The organism is Fibrobacter sp., assembly GCF_017545445.1.
Lineage (GTDB): Bacteria > Fibrobacterota > Fibrobacteria > Fibrobacterales > Fibrobacteraceae > Fibrobacter.
This window is the reverse complement of the sequence record NZ_JAFWOM010000114.1, coordinates 1-18,423: the sequence shown is the minus strand read 5'-3', so window position 1 is coordinate 18,423 and position 18,423 is coordinate 1. Positions and strand designations below refer to the sequence as shown.

Annotated in this window: 1 protein-coding gene; it reads right to left on the bottom strand. The window is 45.4% G+C overall.

Annotation, left to right across the window (positions count from 1 at the left end; translation table 11 throughout):
• Positions 1 to 18,042: hypothetical protein (locus IKG78_RS12665; protein WP_290944019.1), on the bottom strand; the 18,042-nt coding region annotated here is incomplete at its 3' end.
• Between the last annotated feature and the right edge of the window lie 381 nt (positions 18,043 to 18,423).

Here is an 18,423-nt window from a genome sequence, read left to right as displayed (position 1 = left end):
GTTCCCGAACGTGTAGGTCGAAGTTGCCGCGGTGAACTTCACGCCGAGTTTCATGCCAGCAAGCGTCGGAATTTCAACACCGTTCGCGCCAACGTCGTACCATGTAGTATCTTCGCCAAGCACGCGATAGACCTTGAAGCTACCAAGGGTGGCGTCCATAGCGGAGGTGACGGTGAACGTCTTGAGTTCGGAGCATTCAGCAGAGCTCTTATCCGCCCAGACGGCGTAGAGCTTGTCCGTAGCCTTACCGGCAGCAGCAAGCGTGTCGAGTTTGCGGAGTGCAATCGCATCGAATGCGCCAATGACCTTCGCTCCGTCCGCAGTAAGCGACCAGCCGCTTACGCAAGCGTTAGCACGTGCCATAACATTGAACAGCTGCAAGTTTTCGGACTGCGAAACATCTGCAATCGTATAGGTTTCGCTTGCAACGAAGTCCGAGCTGTAGAACACGGCGTCGCCATCAGCAAAGTTATTGCTATAGGTGAGCGTGTAAGATTTCTTAAGGAGCGGAGCCTTGATTGTGCCAACCCTATAGACCGTAGAGACAATTTCGTTGGCAGTCAAGAGACCGTCGTCGTAAGTTCTCCAAATAGCCGTGTCGGAATTAGCCTTCAGCTGAATCTTCGTTTCGGTATCGAGGATGTAATCTGCATCGGCGACATCGAACGAAATGCCCGTGAACGAGATTCCATCGTCAGCGGCAGGAATAACGAAGCTAGCCGTATTTCCTTCATAGAAGCGTGCCTGCGTGGAGTCCGTGGTAGAACCCACGTAAGCGAACTTTCTTGCAAACGTGAACTTACCCTTATCCGTACCTTCGAGGGCGATAGTGTAGTTTGCAATATTGACCGGGCAAGCACCCCACTTGGCGTAAAGCGTCGCGCCGGTCGTTGCGGAGTAGCCGAGAGCGTCGAATTCATTAATGAAATCGGCATCGAGCTTGTTGAACGTCTTGTCGTCCGTCAGAGAGAACGTATAGCCCTGCAAGCAGAGGCCGTCGCGGTACAATGCCATCGGGAAGTCGATGTCGCCTTCTACGTTGTAAGCGATGGTGATGTTCCAGTTCTTATCGGTGGTATTTTCTTCGAACGCGCCCGCCTTGATGTAGTTCTGCCAAGAATCGCCGAAGAACGCCTTGCCGCTCGAATTGTCGTTGAACGTAAGCTTGTAGTTTACGGCCTGCTTGACCATGGAGAGCGTTACATCCGTCTGTGAGGCAGCGACGGTGATGGTATCGCCGTTAGCCTTCTGCTTTTGGTCACCGTCTCTCTCGACGGTAAATTCAGTCTCGAACGTGTAAGCCGTCGATTTGGGGCTGAACTTGAGGCCAAATTCCATGTTTTCGACGGTCGGTATTTCAACGCCGTTCACAGCCACATTATGCCAGAGCGTATCGGCGGTGACCGGGTCGAGCTGATAGAGAGCGAACTCGCCCTGTTCAGCCGGCATGTCGGTCGTGACCTTGAATGTCGTGGGCGTACAGCTAGAAGCGACACCCGGCGTTGCCCATACAGCGTACAGGGAATCGACAGATTCGCCGAGCTTGACGAGAGAATCGAGCGAACGGAGAGCGACGGCATCGAACGCGTCAACCTTCACGTTGCCATCAGCATCCAAAGCCCAGCCTTCGAAGCACTTGCTCGTGCTTGCCAGAACGTGGTCCGGAAGCAACGACTGCGATTCAGAAACAGAACCGATGGTGAAATCAACATCGCCTGCGACAAAGTCCGGACCGTAGAACACGTCACCGTTGTCGTTCTTGCTGTAAGCAAGCGTGTAGGCGTTCTTGAGGAGCGGAGCCTTGACGTTCTTCACGTCGTCATTGACAGTGAAGAGCGCGCTTCTATCCATCTTGTTCCAATCGGACGTTGCATTTTCGCGGTAAACGAACGCGGAATCGGTATCGACAATGACACCGACGTTCGTGTTCGTGAGGAACCACCAGTCCGTAAACGAGATGTCGCCAGCGTCGGACGGAATCACGATGCTTGCCGTAGCGGCGTTGCTTTGATAGACACGTGGCGGCGTGGAGTCGTTCGCGGCAGAACCCACGTAAGCAAACTTTCTTACAAAGTTGTACGTACCCTTGCCAGTGCCTTCGAGAGCGATGGTCTTGCTGACCGTCGTTGACGGGCAAGCACCCCAGATGGCATACAAGGTCGCCGGATTCGTAGAGGAGTACGGGGCAACAGCACTTTGAGAGGCCGCTTCGTATTCTGCAATCAAAGCGTCGGTCAATTCGCTATATGCAGTGCCGTTGGTCGTCAACGCATAACCCTGCAAGCACGCTTCATCACTGTAGAGACCTGTCGGGAATACCTTGTCGGCATCTGCAAGAGTGTAGCTCTTGGCAATGACCCAGTTGTTGTCCGCATCACGGGAGAACGACTGTTTTGTGATAAGCGGTTGCCAAGAATCCGCAAAGTACGGAAGTGCATGCAGACCGGCAGAATTTTCGTTGAACGCGAAGTAGTAGGTGTTCGCCGTCGTAGTCACGCTGAGCACGACATTCTTCTGGTCATCATCGACGGTGAAGAATTCGCTGAGAACCGTCGCATCGTCGTTGTCGAGCCTGAACAGTACGGAACCATCATCTACATCCTCGCCAACGATTTCGGTATCGTAGCTATACCCAGTTTTGCCGATAAGCTTTACGCCAATTTGCATGTTTTCGACTGTCGGGATTACGATAGAGCCGTTTGCATCCAAGCGGTGCCAAATCGTATCCGTTGCAGAAACCGGGTCCACCTGATAAAGAATGAAGTCGCCCTGATCAGAAGCCACGCCAGAGGTGACCGAGAACGTCTTGACACTCGGGCAGCTCACATCGCCCGCGTCAGCCCAGACCGCGTACAGCGTATCCTTGGACGTAGCAGAAGCCAACGTGCGGAGCGCTTCGACATTGAACGTACCGAGTTTCGTCGTGCCGGCCTTGTCCAAAGCCCAGCCTGTGAGGCAAGCGTCCGTACGAGCCATAGCGTCGAGCGGCAGCAACGACTTGGATTCCGAAACATCGGCGAGCGTATAGGTCACAGAAGGCACCATGTTCGAGCCATAGAACACGTTCTCTGCATTATCCCAATTCTTGTCGTAAGCAAACTCGTAAGAGTTCTTCAAGAGCGAAGCCTTGACGTAACCCACCCTATAGATCGTAGAGATTTCTTCGTTGACGTTCAAAAGTCCGCCATCATAATCTCTCCATATAGCAGAGTCGGCAGCGGCTCTCAGCATTATGGCAGATTCGGTATCGAGGATAACATCCTCGCCATTATTGACCGTAAACGAAATGTCCGTAAACGAGATACCATCGCTAGCCTGCGGGAACGTCATGTTCGCGTTCGCATATTCATAGACGCGTTCCGGCGTAGAATCACGGGCGGTTCCAGCGGCATTAAGGCCCAGGTCGAACTTTCTTACAAACTTATACACACCCTTGTCGGAATTTTCGAGCGTGATCGTCCTGCTAAGGGTATTTGCCGGGCAATCGTCCCAATAAGCGTACAATAACGGCGTCGTTGTCGGTGTCGTAAGCGATTTAAGTTTATTGATAAACGCATCGTTCAGCTCTGTGAACACCCCATCGGTACCATCAATGATATAACCAAGCATGCATTTATCATTGTTCGCGATTCCGCTAGCATTACCCAAATACAATTCCATCGGGAACGTCTTGTTCGCGCTTTCTGCATTGTACGTAACGGTCACATTCCAGTCACCAGTACTTGCATCCACCGAGAACGAGCCATTCTTGATGTACTGAGCCCAGGAATCGCCGAAGAACGCCTTGCCGTTCGAGTTGTCGTTGAAGGTGATAACGTAATCCACCATCGTTGCGGTTGTGGCAAGCGTGTAAGTCGTCAAGACGATGTTCTGCTGCTTCGAGACTCTCCAAGCGCCATCCGCCTGCGGATCCACCGTGCCCGAGACCACTCCATTGCCGTCATCGTAACTGTAAGAGAGGCTGTAAGCGTTCGTTGCAATTTCGTAGCCATTTTCGACTGTAGTGCGAGCATTATCCACATAGAAGTCGAAAGCATCGCCAACGAGCGAAATTCCAGCAGAAGGCACCACATGGTGCAACGTATCATTACCGAACAACTGGTACAACGCAAAGTTCGTCGAATGCGCGGTGCCGTTTTCAAGCTTGACCGTCGGCAGTTCCGAACCGCCCACCATTGTAGCACAATCTTTCCAAATAGCGTAAAGCGTCTTCGCAGAACTTTCATCCGTATTGCTCTTGAACACGTGATAGTTGTTCATGTCCAACACCTTGTAGAGCGAATCTGCAGAAGCCGAGAACGCAGCAGCAGTCTTTTCGGACCAACCGGCAAAGCACTTGTCTGTGCGGAATGGTTTCCAATGTTCCACAGAAGATGCGACAGTCGCCAACGTGAGCGTGGCCGTCGGGGCTGCTCCCACCGGCAGATAGACGTTTGCGGAATCTTCGGCAGATGCAAGCGACAAATCATACTTCACATAGACCGGCTTGAGTTCATTGAATAGAACCTCCCAATCTGCATCGGACCTAATATCTATTTCATCACCATCGTGAAGGATCGTATTCGTGGTCTGCTCTGCATACATTTGAGAAGATACATGATTAAAGAAGTACCCATCTTTAGGTTTCGCCACAACACGAACCTTTACACCAAGAGCCCTACCTGTAGCTTGATCATACTCGACAGGAATACTGAATTGTTTGTCTCCATTCGCATTTGTTTCAATCGAATGCTTAATTTCTATCGAATCAGGGTCGCTAGGAACTTGCTTTAAATAAGGCAATTTTTGAATAATGTAAAAATCACCCTTATCCGAGAAATTCCCCGAAAGTCTAACCGGCTGGACGCGAACAAACGGATTTTGCGTACAATTACTTAAAACTTCAGGTTCCAGGTAATTTTGAGCATTCGTTCCCGCTTCTGTTGGCGTCAAGTACTGCAATTCTTGTTTGATTTCAAGAGCCGTATGGGTCATCCCGGCAGTACCCGCAGGTTTCCAATAAACAGAACAACCATAAGTATCAAAAAGCGTCGGAGCCTTGACAGTCGCGGCAGTAGCATTTTGCAAGCTGTCAACCCACTCCATAGCGAACACATGCACATCCTTGCCATCTACATTTATCGTTTCAATATACCTGTTGCCGACAAACCATTCTGTTTCTACCGGATCGTTCGGATTCGTCGCATTGACAGGAAGAACGTATTCGATGTTGTAATGGAACGGAATGAATTCAGCAGCCAAGTAGAAATTCATGTATTTATGCGTAGAAACAAATTCATCAGCATAAGCAGTCTTCAAGGTCGTATCAGTACCATTTATCTTTAATCCATACGGAAGTTCATCCGTCCACCAAGTCTTTACAGTATCTTCTGTACCAGTATCAGTATTTTTCTCGATGGCCAAGAACTTCAAGTCCTTCATTTCATAGCCAGACTCAGGAATAGCAGAAACCGTAAATTCATATATCGTGCTATCGCCCTGATACTTGGCAGGAATCGACAACCCATTATTAAGCGCTCCATTCTTTACCATCATCATAGAATGTTCAAATCCGGAGCCACCGATATTTTGCGTCAGAACGATATTTCCATGGATTTCGGACACATCAGAAGAATACGTCGTATCCGTTCCGCTGACGGTTCTTGCCCAAAGCTTAAGACCCGTAGAAATAATACCCGCAAATTCGTTGCATGAGTTCGTTACCCAAGGAGATTGTTCCCATTCGCCATATACAGTCAAGCTATTAGCATTTGCAGCAGCCGCTATAGCCATAGCCTCATCAAAAATAGTCACTCTCGTTGTAGAACCAGTAGCAAGCATATCCGATTTCGTCAAAGACCAGCCGGACTGCAATACAGTTTCTAACACACATGGATAATGCATTCTTGGCAAAGAGTCTCCCACATGCATCACCTTCGTCAAAGAAGTCTTCAGCGGATTCCAGTTGTAATTGAAATACAACTCGCTCGAATCCATTCCGTCAAGAACATTCAAGTCAAACGTTACAGTGTAATCAATCGGAGTACCAGTCGGCGTAATCTGCAATATAAAGTCACTCGGATAAACAGGATTTGCAATTCTCGAAAGCGAATCCAAGGCCTTGTAAATGGAATCCAAGAAAATCTCGTCACTTACATCAAGATTATCTATAGTCCAAATCGAGCTTGCGTAATTCGTAACGAAATCATCGGAACTAGCAACAAGGCGTTTGTCCGTGATAGGCACTTCCGTAGGTGTCGCATTCTGAGCAAAATTCGATACAAGACCGAATTTGAGCGACCACCCCGTAACGTTAAACCCAACCGGAGACCCGACCTTAATGCCTGTCGTCATCGGCAACGAAGTATTCACAAGAGTAAAGACTTGCTTGCTCGTCGTTCCGTCGGCATCAAGTGCGGAGCCATTTATAGCAAAACCGATGTTTCCGCCATTTTCAACATTGATATCAGCCCTACTGCCTTGGCCATTGACATAATAAAGATGAATCGTATCTCTATAATCGTTATCATAGTCCAAAGGCTGGATTACAGACGCGAAATCGTCAAACTTGGTTGACATTCCATTAAGCCAGTTTTCTTCAACATCTGGCTTATTATTCACGTCCTTAGAGTATATCTTGTACGATGACGGCAAATAAGTACGAGTTTCATTAGTGGCGTTATCGTAAACAACAAGCGGCGGAATCAAAATATTCAATTGTTCGGCCCTAAATTTCATTACAGGCGGAATCAAGTAGCCAATATCAAAACCATTGACCGCAACACTGCCATCCGGGCCCAAAATTTCAACATCCGTGCCGCAACCGCCATTGCCATCGTCATCCGGGCAGAAATGATAGACCACATTCAATTCATTGAAATAGACGTAAGCTCTTAGATTCTGGCTAGAAGTCAAAGCCCCATCCAACACGCTCGGCGATACGACATTGCCGCCAGCACCCATCAGGGCAATCTTTCCATTCGGAGTGTTGCCACCAGAAGCAAGGACTTGAGCCACATCATTCTTGAAAGCCGCAGACAGTTCGCCAGTTGCATCCGTATAAGTAATAAGCCCCGTCCTGTTCTCCAATTTTTCAGAAGTCGTACCGTTACGCACGAACGAATCCTGTAAAGCAACGGGTTCTTTTGTCAATGCATTTTTCTGTGCATCGGTCAAATTCAACTCCGTAACATCCAGAATCACCAGATGCGGCGGCTCAGCAGAGCCATCCGTAAATGTTGGAAGCCCGCCATTGACGTTAGCATCGGACACCCATACTTCCGATTCACCCATGGCCATCATGTTGTTATTCAAGAGTGCGGCAAAATTGGCCGACTTCATTTCATCACTCTTGGCAAGGCCATTTGCATTTCTTGTCATCGGGTAAGAGCAACTGTTATTATCCGTACACAAATCACCCTCAAAGAAATCCGTATATGGCCCCTGCAACGAGCCATTATCATCAATTACATGGGCATGGTAGTCCATCGTTTTGCCAACATGCTTCGAATTCGCTGCACTAGCGTTACGGATATTGCCAAAAATGTTGCACGGATTACCATTGGATACATAGCAGCCCTCTTCCCAAGAATAACCACTCGGATTTTGAGCATGACTTATTCTATAAGTGTAGTCCCCTATGCCAACTGTAACCGTATCGCCGTCACTGAAATGGATGTTGTTGTAAAGGGTATCGGTTTCATTCAAGCCTTCTCCGACTAAGGAACCAATAATAAAGCCTAAATGCCCATACCCTTCTATATTACCCACAGAATAGGTATTCTTGATGACAAACCTTTCTGAGTTATTGGACGTGGACCTTGCATACGTACCAACATAACCAATAATACCGCCTACATTTTCACCAGAAAGATTACCATGGAAACTGGTATTGGAAACAGTCAACTTGCCAGACATCATAGAAGCGATAATACCGCCAATATGACCTTTGCGAACATTGGCATCCGTAGGCTCCAAATTCGCAGTAACAGATACATTCGATATATTCACATTCGACGAGGAAAGATCACCGAAAATGCCACCTATACGCACAGCACTGGCATTAATCGGAGTTTCAACAGTCATATTTTTCACAACCACATTGGAAATGCTTGCTTGAGTGTAGTTTGCTTCAGCAGCAATACTTCCAATGGTTATTGTGCCAGAATGAGCCGCTACAAACAAAACGTCCTTCACCGTCACATGGTCGATATTCAAGTATCCATAAATTCCACCCTTGATCAAACCACCCGCAGAGCCACCATTAATGGTCGCACCATCAATTGTCACATTTAAAATAGTCGCATTTGAAAAACCATTGCTTCCACTCACCCCAGACAAAGCAACACCACCTTGAACATAAGAATTCTTAAAAGTCACATTTTGGAATGTACCGATCGACATCCCTGCATAGAATTCTTTTCCGCATAAACCTTTAATGGTTTTATTATTGCCATCGAAGCCGGCATGATCAGTAGCACTTATTGAAGTGAATTTCATATTGCACTTGTCATTGACATCGTCATACCCCCCTAGATCGAGATCACTTTCCAAAACAATCGAGCTGCTCTTGTTGTAATCATTATCCAACACATTCCGCATATCAGACCAGCAACTGAAATCGGCAGCAGGGTCCGGATTCGTCAACTTTTCCTGCGACAAGTGGCAATCGACACCACCCGAAGAATTACATTCCAAATGGAAATACCAATCGTCGTCAAGGCACCCTGCTGACGTAAAGGATATCGACCCGTCCGTATATTTATAAACGGCAGAGCCATCGAATACTTGATTCAACGCTTGCGGACCTTTCCAGGCGGAACCGCTAACCAAAAGGCTGCCGACAAAATCAATATCATTCTGATCAAGGTTGCCTTCGTTATCCGTATAGAGAAGGATACCATTGCAATTCATGCCACAGTATTCCACGACTCGCGTATCAGGATAAGGCGCGTTGAGGGCATCTTGCAGTAACTGCTTTTGCGCGTCGCTAGCTTTGGCGTTAAACCGGCTCAAATCAAAACCAACCGTGTAAACCGGCTTATCGGAGCCTTCCACAAATACCGGAAGCCCATCATTTACAGCCGCCGATTCCGTCCAAAAATCATCATCTGTATTCAAGACCGCCGCCATTTTACGGCTCTTCATCTGAGATACTGGGAGAACGCCATTCAAATAGGTGTTATTAGCGGCACCTTGAATAGAGTAAGTTCCATACTGCAAATCACCATCGGCATCAAGAGCGCCAGTCACAGCATTGCGGAAATTGCGCATTATAATATTGCCGGTAATATAGTTCTGCGAAGGATTTTGCCATTCCGACCTAGACCAGTCATTCCCCATGCCCAGAACAGCTTCAACATTATTCTCTCCGTAGTAATAGTTGTCCGTCACATCAAAAACGATATCATTGATAGAGAAACCAGTAGAAACGTCCCAACTAAACTTGCCTACCAAATAGCCACGATTATCGTTGCCATTATTTCCATTATCAATCGCTTTGATATCGCCTATCACATAGTTGTGTTTAATATTAACGGAATTTCTGTTCGGTGCTGTAGAAATACTGCCAACAAGGCCACCCGCATCTTTGTTACCATAATCCGACGTAATATCCGCAAAGACGCTCGTTTTTTCAATCGTTAAATTAATGTTTGTGGCCCCGCTCCCATTGACAAAATGCCCCACAAGGCCACCAGCATCGCTACCGCCAATGGTTCCGTTTATGGAAATATCACTTAACGATATATTTTCGCCACCGCCATAATAAGTAACTTGACCGAACACACCGCCAGCACCAATGTAATTGTCCTGATTTACGATGCCGATATTAGCGTTCTGCACACTTACGCCAGAAACGGATAGGGGAACATTTGCATGAAGCACGCCAACAACACCGCCAGCACCGGTGCCCCCACCTGTATAATCAGCAACTACAGTAACCTCATCAACTGTTATATTTTCGAATTTTTTCACGCCTTCAAGAGAACCGGCTATCGCACCTGCAGAACTTTCAGACTTAAATACAGAATTCTTTACAGTAATATCACTGATAGTAATGCCGCCAAGGTCAACAAGTACACCGGAACCATCGGTAGCAAAAACAACACCGACAGAATTACCGCTAGAAACCAAGTCAAAGTAAACGTCCTTGAACGCAATATTGTTCAAATTACCGTTAGCTTGGGCAATATTGGCAAATCCCATACTTTCACTAAGGCTGCTCACATAGCAAAGCCCCGATATCGTATCATGTTCGCCAGCTTTGCTCATGATTTTATCGCCATCGCCCAGCTCCAGATACTTGCCTTTGAACGCATTAGGAGCATCGTTACAAATGCCGTTCGTGTTCCCGGCAAACGCAATATCCGAGGTCAAGACAATCGATTTCTCGCCACTATTCAACCAATTTTGGGCATAGGAGTAAGCGTCATTGTTGGTTCCGTCGTACCAATAACCAAAGCAGCGTTCGCCGTTTGACGTAGCCGCAACATCGTCTGTCGTTTGGCTAAATTCCAAATCATTTCCATTTTCTTTAAAGCAGAAAAATGTTAGGGCTGTAGATTGTCCATCGAATCTATAAACGGTAGAACCATCGCTATACACACGGGTGGGATCTAACATATTACCCATGTCATCTTTCCATGTGCCAAGGCTATTCACAAAAGCGATATCCGCCGCATCGAGAACGCCCGCATGGTCCGTAAAAGCAACGATACCCGTATTGTTTGCAGAGATGTATTCCTGTTGACGAGTAACACCAAGAGAATCTTGCAATTTCTTCTGGTGATTCGCATCTGCATTAGTATTGAAATCAGTCAAGTCAAAACTGACCGGATAAACAGCACTATAGGTGGAGCCATTCACAAAGAATGGCATGCCGTCATTTTCAAGTGGTGTAAAAATCCCATCCGTTATAGTCCATTTTTCATGACCTTGAGTGCTACCTATGTTCAACACAGCGGCAAAACGACGCGTTTTCATGTCTTCGTCAGAAATCATTCCGTTGGCATAATTACCAGAGCCATGGATAGGAGTAGAAGGGTCATAATTCAAATTACCATCGGGAACTACTACATAATTAAAGCCTGTATTGCGGAAGTTGCGTGCGATTGTGCCGGATCCATTAGCACCAACAGCAGTACTAACAGTAGTATAATTGGGATTATGCCACCATTCATCTGTAACCAAGAACGACGTATTAGCGTCTGACGAAAAGCTCTTGATACCAAACGTTGCAGAAGCGTCATTCGTTGCATAATAGTAGTTGTCGGAAATATCAAAGATAGTCGGATACACATCACCAACTAAATAGCCACCCTTTATAGAGCCTTTCAAATAAGAGTTCTTAATAAGAACCTTTTGTAGCGTAAGATAAGCATCTTCAATGTAACCAGCAATGCCTCCAGAATAAGTTCCATCAACATCACCCAAAAAACTCACATGCTGAACCGAAACTAAGCCTCCAGACATAAATCCAAAACCACCAACAAGGCCACCACTTCCTTGAGAACCTTTTATATATCCCTCCACAGTAATATGCTCATAATATTGTTCCGAACCCTCAGTATCATGTGTCGAGATCTTACCAAACACACCACCCGCATTGTATCCAATTACGGTAACCCCGCTCACGGTTATATTTGAATATGACGCAGCAATTCCACTAATAGAACCACTACCATAACTCATAATGCCACAGACACCTCCCGCCTGATCGCCCTTCACCGTGACATTTTTTACAACGACAGGCTCAGAAATCGAAATGAACTCACCAACGCCAGCTATAGCACCCGCATACTCGGCTTCAAAATACGAGTCCTCCACATAAATTTTGCCAATGCTATTTGGACTCTCATAACCATTTATCGAAAGGACACCTGCTTCGCCAGCATTTTCCGTCAAATTAAAATAAACATTCGAAAAAGCAACATTCGATAAATTAGCGGTTCCCGCGTTTATATAAACAAAGCCTAATTTTCCAGCATTCCCTGACTTATCCACATAGCAAAGCCCGGAAATCGTATCAATCTTGCCCGTTTCGCTTGTGAACGCATCACCGGCACCTAGTTCCAGATATTTGCCCTTGAACGCATTCGGGGCATCGACGCACACCGTATCAGTTGGAGTGCCGGAACCATCGACATTGATTTTCTTCCCTGCAAACTGGATGTTCGAGGTCAAAACAATGGACCCCATATTAACATCCAACCAATTTTTCGCATAAGAATATGCATCGGGAGATCCTGTTGTATGGTCTGCATTATCGTCATACCAGTATTCAAAGCACGTTTCGCCGCTCGGGCTATAACTACCAATAGTCTGGCGTAAATTCAACTCCCCATTCGTTTGTTTAAAGCAGAATAATTTGGTTACTTTTTTATATGTGGCAACGGCATGAGAAGAAATTTCATCTCTTGTTGTCGATGATGCAGCAAACATTCCATTATTACGGCCTTCACTCCATGAGTCCCCAGGATATAAAAGGAGATTAGCTAACTTAACATCGTCATCGCTGAGAAGGTAATTAGTAGTACCCGTAGTATAAAGAATAATACCGCCGTATGTGTGAGCATCATCAATGTATTCTAGCGTATGGATTCCATCGTTGAGAATACTGTCCAATTTTGCATGCATGCTTGGATCGGCATTATCATAGAAAGAATCTATGTCGAGCGTCACCATATAAAGCTGATTGGCATAACCAAACCTGGGATCGCCACGGAATCTCGGCAAGCCCTCATTTTGGCCTTCTCTAACCACCCAATATTGACCAGCACCATTTATACGAGTTCCCTGAGGTGTTGGATCCCTATCCAAGAGAACCGTCAGCCTCTTGCTCTTCATCTGCTCCCCAGGGACTATACCGTTGGGATATTTCGCCGTAGAATTACGATCATAGACAGGGGTTGCAACATGATACCGCAAGTCACCATCAGCTTCAAGCCCATCTATCGCATTGCGGAAATTGAACTGGATGCTGCGACCCGAAGCGGGTTGACGCCATTCATCATCCGAAAAAGTACCGATACCTAATTTTGCAGAAGCATCGTCTGTTCCATAATGGTAGTTGCGAAGCACTTGCCCATACGAGGACCAGTGAGAACCATAATTCCAGCCACCGACCAAATAGCCAAGCGTAGCCCCCGCCTTGCCCTTTACATTCCCTAGAACATAGTTATCGTTTATAAGATAAACAGGGTTACCACCATAAGATTGTTCCAAATAACCGACAAGGCCACCGGCATAAGAGCCAGCCCCTTCTGTGGAAATTTCTGCATTAACGTTCGATCGCCGAATAGAAAATCTACGCATAGTCTCAGTAGAAACTTGGTAAGTCTCACCATCATAATATCCGACAAGACCACCGGCATACTTCTTTCCATATACCTTGACATTCTCTGCCGCAGCGAACATGAGATCAAAACCGCATTTTCCACAGACCGCCCCCGCAGCATCTCCATAGAATTCCGAATTAGTCACAAGAAACAAAGGGGACCATGACGATGAATAGTTTTTCTGTTCAACTTCAAGGCGTCCAGTCGAAATAATACCGACATTCGAATTCGGAGCGGTCGATTTGAAATAAACGTTATCAAATGCCAAATTCTTCGGAACACCCGTCAATTGGCTAAAGAAGCCTACACTGGTTTCGGTATCCGTTATATAGCAAAGCCCTGAAATAACAGGAGTTGTAGAACTGATACCTTCAACGGTAACCCCAGACCTTAAGACAGCATCTTTGAACCTTAAAGAAAGCATTTTTCCTTTAAAGGCGTTTTTCCCGTCTTTACAAGTCCCATCGTCATTTCTTCCGGCAAAGTGAATATCACCATTTACTTCCAAACGAGCGTTCTCGACATTTTCTGAATCCTCATAAAGAGCGTCAAGCCAAGACATTATGTGGGAATAGGCATCCGGATAAGAAGCCGAATTTCCATGCACAGCATTTTCATTATACCAATAGTCATAGCATGAATAAGTGGACAAAACCTCTGGACTCTGCAACAATACCAAGTAGGGGTAAGAGGAGCCATTTTGGGGATAGGCCGTCCCTTCACCAATACAGAATTTTTCGACCTTTTCCTCGATTTTCCACATCAGGTAGGTATCATAAGGACCATCTAACGACGTTATTAGATGGTCGGTTTCATCAAAGAGCAAAACATCGGCATTAAGATTCGATTTGCCAAACGTAAGGAGTTTAGCGACGCTGGATTCGAACGCAATCGACAAATAGCCACTCCCATCCGTACTGGAGACTACGCCGGTCTTTGTTCCTCTTAGAGTCGGATCAGTTCCAGCAACAAATTCTTTCTCCGTAAACTGAGGTTTAATCGGCAAACTATTTTTCTGTTCATCGGTCAAATTCAAATCCGTGACATTCACAACCACCAAATGGTTCGGCTTATCTAACGTATTGGTCACAAAAGTCGGGAGGTTGCCATTTTTGGAAATCCATATCGCCGGTTGTCCTTTAATCTCCAAATTGTAGTTCATAAGCGCCGCAAAGAGGCTCGACTTCATGTCAGCCTCATTGGCAATACCATTTGCAACACGTGTCAAATTACTATTACTGCAATTTTGAGAACACAGCCGCCCCTCGAAGAAATCCGTATATAAAGATGTTACGCCCTGGTCATTCAAAACATTGACGTGGTAGCCTAACTCTCCACTCACGGCCAGCACAGACGCGGCATTGCGAACGTTACCAAAGATGTTCCCTTGATTGCCTTTGCTGCTATTAACATTATCGTAATTGCCTTCGGTCCAGGTATAATTGATAAAAGATTCGCCGCTGCGTTGATAAGCATAGTTACCCACACCGTCTATGGCCTCATCTTGAGTGATGCTGAAATGGTAGTTGTTGTAAAGGGAATCGCCTTGATCTAAAGGATGGGCAGCATGTCCTCCGGCGCTACCATCGTAATCCAACGAACCAACGATATAGCCCGCAGAAGATATTCCGCTCCCAGACCCCGCGTTCACCAGAATTTTACCATTAGTGTAGGTATTCTTGATGACGAGAGGATAGGCATAATCATAACCAGGAGCAGGTTGGAAGTAGTGCTCTAAATAACCGACAATACCGCCTACAATTCGGCCAGAGAGGTCGCCTGTGAACCCAACTTTTTCAATGGTCAAAGACATTCCGACAACTTCGCCCACAATACCACCCACAACGCCACCAGAAGCGGACATATTTCCGTTGATAGAAACATCTGAAATATGCACACTCCCCCAACTGCTCGAATGAGTGACCTCACCCACGCTAGCGATAATGCCACCATTGGTAGCCGCAGAAGGTACAGAAAGTCCATTAATCGTCACACCGGATATAGTCAATTCGATATCGGTCAAGTTGGCAACGAGGCCACCATTATAAACCGAACCATGCAACGTGACGTTATTCAAAGACACGCCCGTTATACTGATGGTTTCATCCACACTGCCATAATCTTCCTTCGCCAAAGTTCCTATACTTTTTCCCCATAGCTCCGCATCATTAATCGTCACATTTAAAAAATTAACGTCACCATACAGGGTAAGGGCTAAAACGGCAGCATCATCATTAGCCTTGATATAGACGCCATCAAACGTCACATTCTTGAACTCACCCGATTTAGTACCTCTGAACAGGGCAAACGAGCTCTCCGTAGATTTAACCCCATCATAAACATAGCACAACCCACTTATAGTCTTGTTGTTGCCATCAAAACCATTATGATCCTCTCCTAATGGTTCCACCCTCACATTACACTCGTTACTCGTTGCATCGAAGCCGCCTAAATCAAGGTCGGTGTCCAAGACAATTTTGCTAGACGCGTTTGTACCATTTTCCAAGGCGGTCTTCAAGCCGTCAGTGCCGTACCAGCACTTGAAATCAGTACTTGGGTCAGGATTCGCCTGCGACCCTTGCGACAAATGGCATTCGCCTCCCGAACATTCCAAATGGAAATATTGATCATCACCAAGGCATCCGTTCGACTTATAAGTAAAGAGTGGATTATTGGCGGTTGAGAAATCAGTAGTAGTATTCAACTGGTACGATGCGTTATCCCAATCATAATCGGAACTCAAAAGGTCTTTTGCAAATTGGACATCAGCTGAGGGAAGTTTGCCCTGATCATCTGTAAAAAGAACAATGCAACTTTCGCAATCGGGCCCGCCATATTCCAAATTGCGGGAACTGTTTTGTAATACATTCTTGTGATTATCATCGGCTTTTTCATTGAAAGATTCCATATCGAGAGTGACCGGATAATAATAAATCACAGGATCGTAAAGCGAAGTATTGGTTATATTCTCAAAATAAGGAAGACTATTATAAGAACCCGCCACCTCAGTAAAAATAGCCGTTCCTTTATTCAAGACAGACGCAAACAGGTGGTTTTTCATTTGGCTTTCGGGAATAATACCGTTGTCATACGAAGTCGAGCTGTTTTTCTTGATAGGCTTAGCTGCATACTGCAAATCGCCATTTGGTTCACACCAACTACTATTAGAACAAAGAGCATTGCGGAAATTTCGTGTAATAGAACCATTTACAGCAGAAGAATTTAGCCAAGAAGATTCACTCATACCGCCAATTCCAACTTTGGCATATTTATCGTTTGTTCCAAAATGGTAGTTGTCCGTAACATTATACACGATACCATTCCCGTTCATTCCGTCCAATGCACCTATCAGATAGCCACATTCATCCGACTGCGCAGACGTACAATTCACATCGCCAATCACATAATTAGTGTTAATATTAAGCTCAAGCTTCCCAGAACTAGGAGATGTATTATGGATATAGCCCACAAGGCCACCACCACCAGACTGTTGTGAACCGCCATTTTTGTACGATATCCCCTTGACCAGCACCCTATTTTTATTAAATGAGACGGTAGTGGTAGCATTACTACCATCATACTCAAGCTTTCCCACAAGAGCACCGACACAATCACCCTCAAGGGTGGTTGTGTAGTCATCTATATTTTGTAGAAGTTTGTCAACGTTGAAGCTACCTACAGTTACTTTTTCAAAAGAAGCCGATTGTCCTTCTAAATTGAGCAAACCAAAAATGCCCCCAGCATATTTCCCTTTTACGGTGTTATCATACAATCTTATGAGGGAGTATGAACTATTTAAATTATTTATGCTAAACTCATCAGGAATATCGGCATAACCAAAGACTGCACCCGCATACTCATCACTTTTAACAGTAGTCTTATTTACCTCTATACTGCCAATTGTTTTGAAATTGCGAGCATAACCAACAACCGCACCTGCATAGGAGGTACCATAAACAGAAACGCCATTTACATTTATACCCCCAATCCTCTCAACCTTAAAGTTATCAGGAAAATAAGGTGAAATAGCTCCTGCATACTTAGCCTTGAACGTTGAAAAGTCTACATCAAGAGAACTCACTCCATTAATGTAAAAACTGTACTCATCATTATACTCAAACAAAACAATACCAGTTTTTGTATCTCCGCTTCCATTCAACTTAAAGTAAACATCTTTAAAACCAAGATATTCTAGCCGACCCGTTTTTTGTTTTATTTTTACAAAGCCCATTTCATCGTTCGGTTTTTCGGATATATAGCAAAGCCCCGAAATCTCCGTCAAAGTGCTGTTACTGCGAACAATATCGTTCCAATACAAATCCAAAAATTTACCCTTGAACGCATTCGGGGCATTATCATTACAAGTTGTATCGTTTCCGTTGATAATCGTTCCAGCAAATTTGATGTCAGAAGGAATCTTGAACTCCACATATTTATTATCCAAGATTGCTTGCATATAGGAGTGAGCATCACAATTAACGCTATCCGCACCGCTGTGAGAGCAATTGTCATCGTACCAGTATTTAAAACATTCTTTGCCATTATTTTGGGCCGCAGTTAAATGATTTTCTGTTCCACTATAATCTCTTTGAGAAAATTCATAATATCCACCATTCTGATTGACATATTCATAACAGAAATAATCAGTAGCACCGGAAAAAGATACGGCGGACAGGACCATAAAAATGGCCGCGACAACAGCACCCAAAACTGGATTTTTATCCATAATCAATCCCTAAAATTAACTCGTTAACAAAAATATAACATTCTCAACATAAGCTTACAACGCTTCTTGTGTAAAAAGTCGGATTATTTGGGTCAAATCACAGCAAAAATTTTTTACAAAAAAAAAGTGAGTAATTTTTGGGGAAAGTATTAGTGGTTAGAGCCGTGTAAGCGAGAAAAAAACGTCATCAGGCAGTTGTAACTCGTTGTCGCTCAATGAATTAAGCGGCAGCGGACCGCACACCGAAGTTGGCGGTAGATGAGGTATGGGAGGAACGCTATTGGTTCCGTGTATGCAATAAGTACTGTGTAAGGTGGCCCCGGAATAAATCCGGGGTGACAAAGCGAGGGGAAACGTGTAAGCTGAATCCAGAACTGAGTC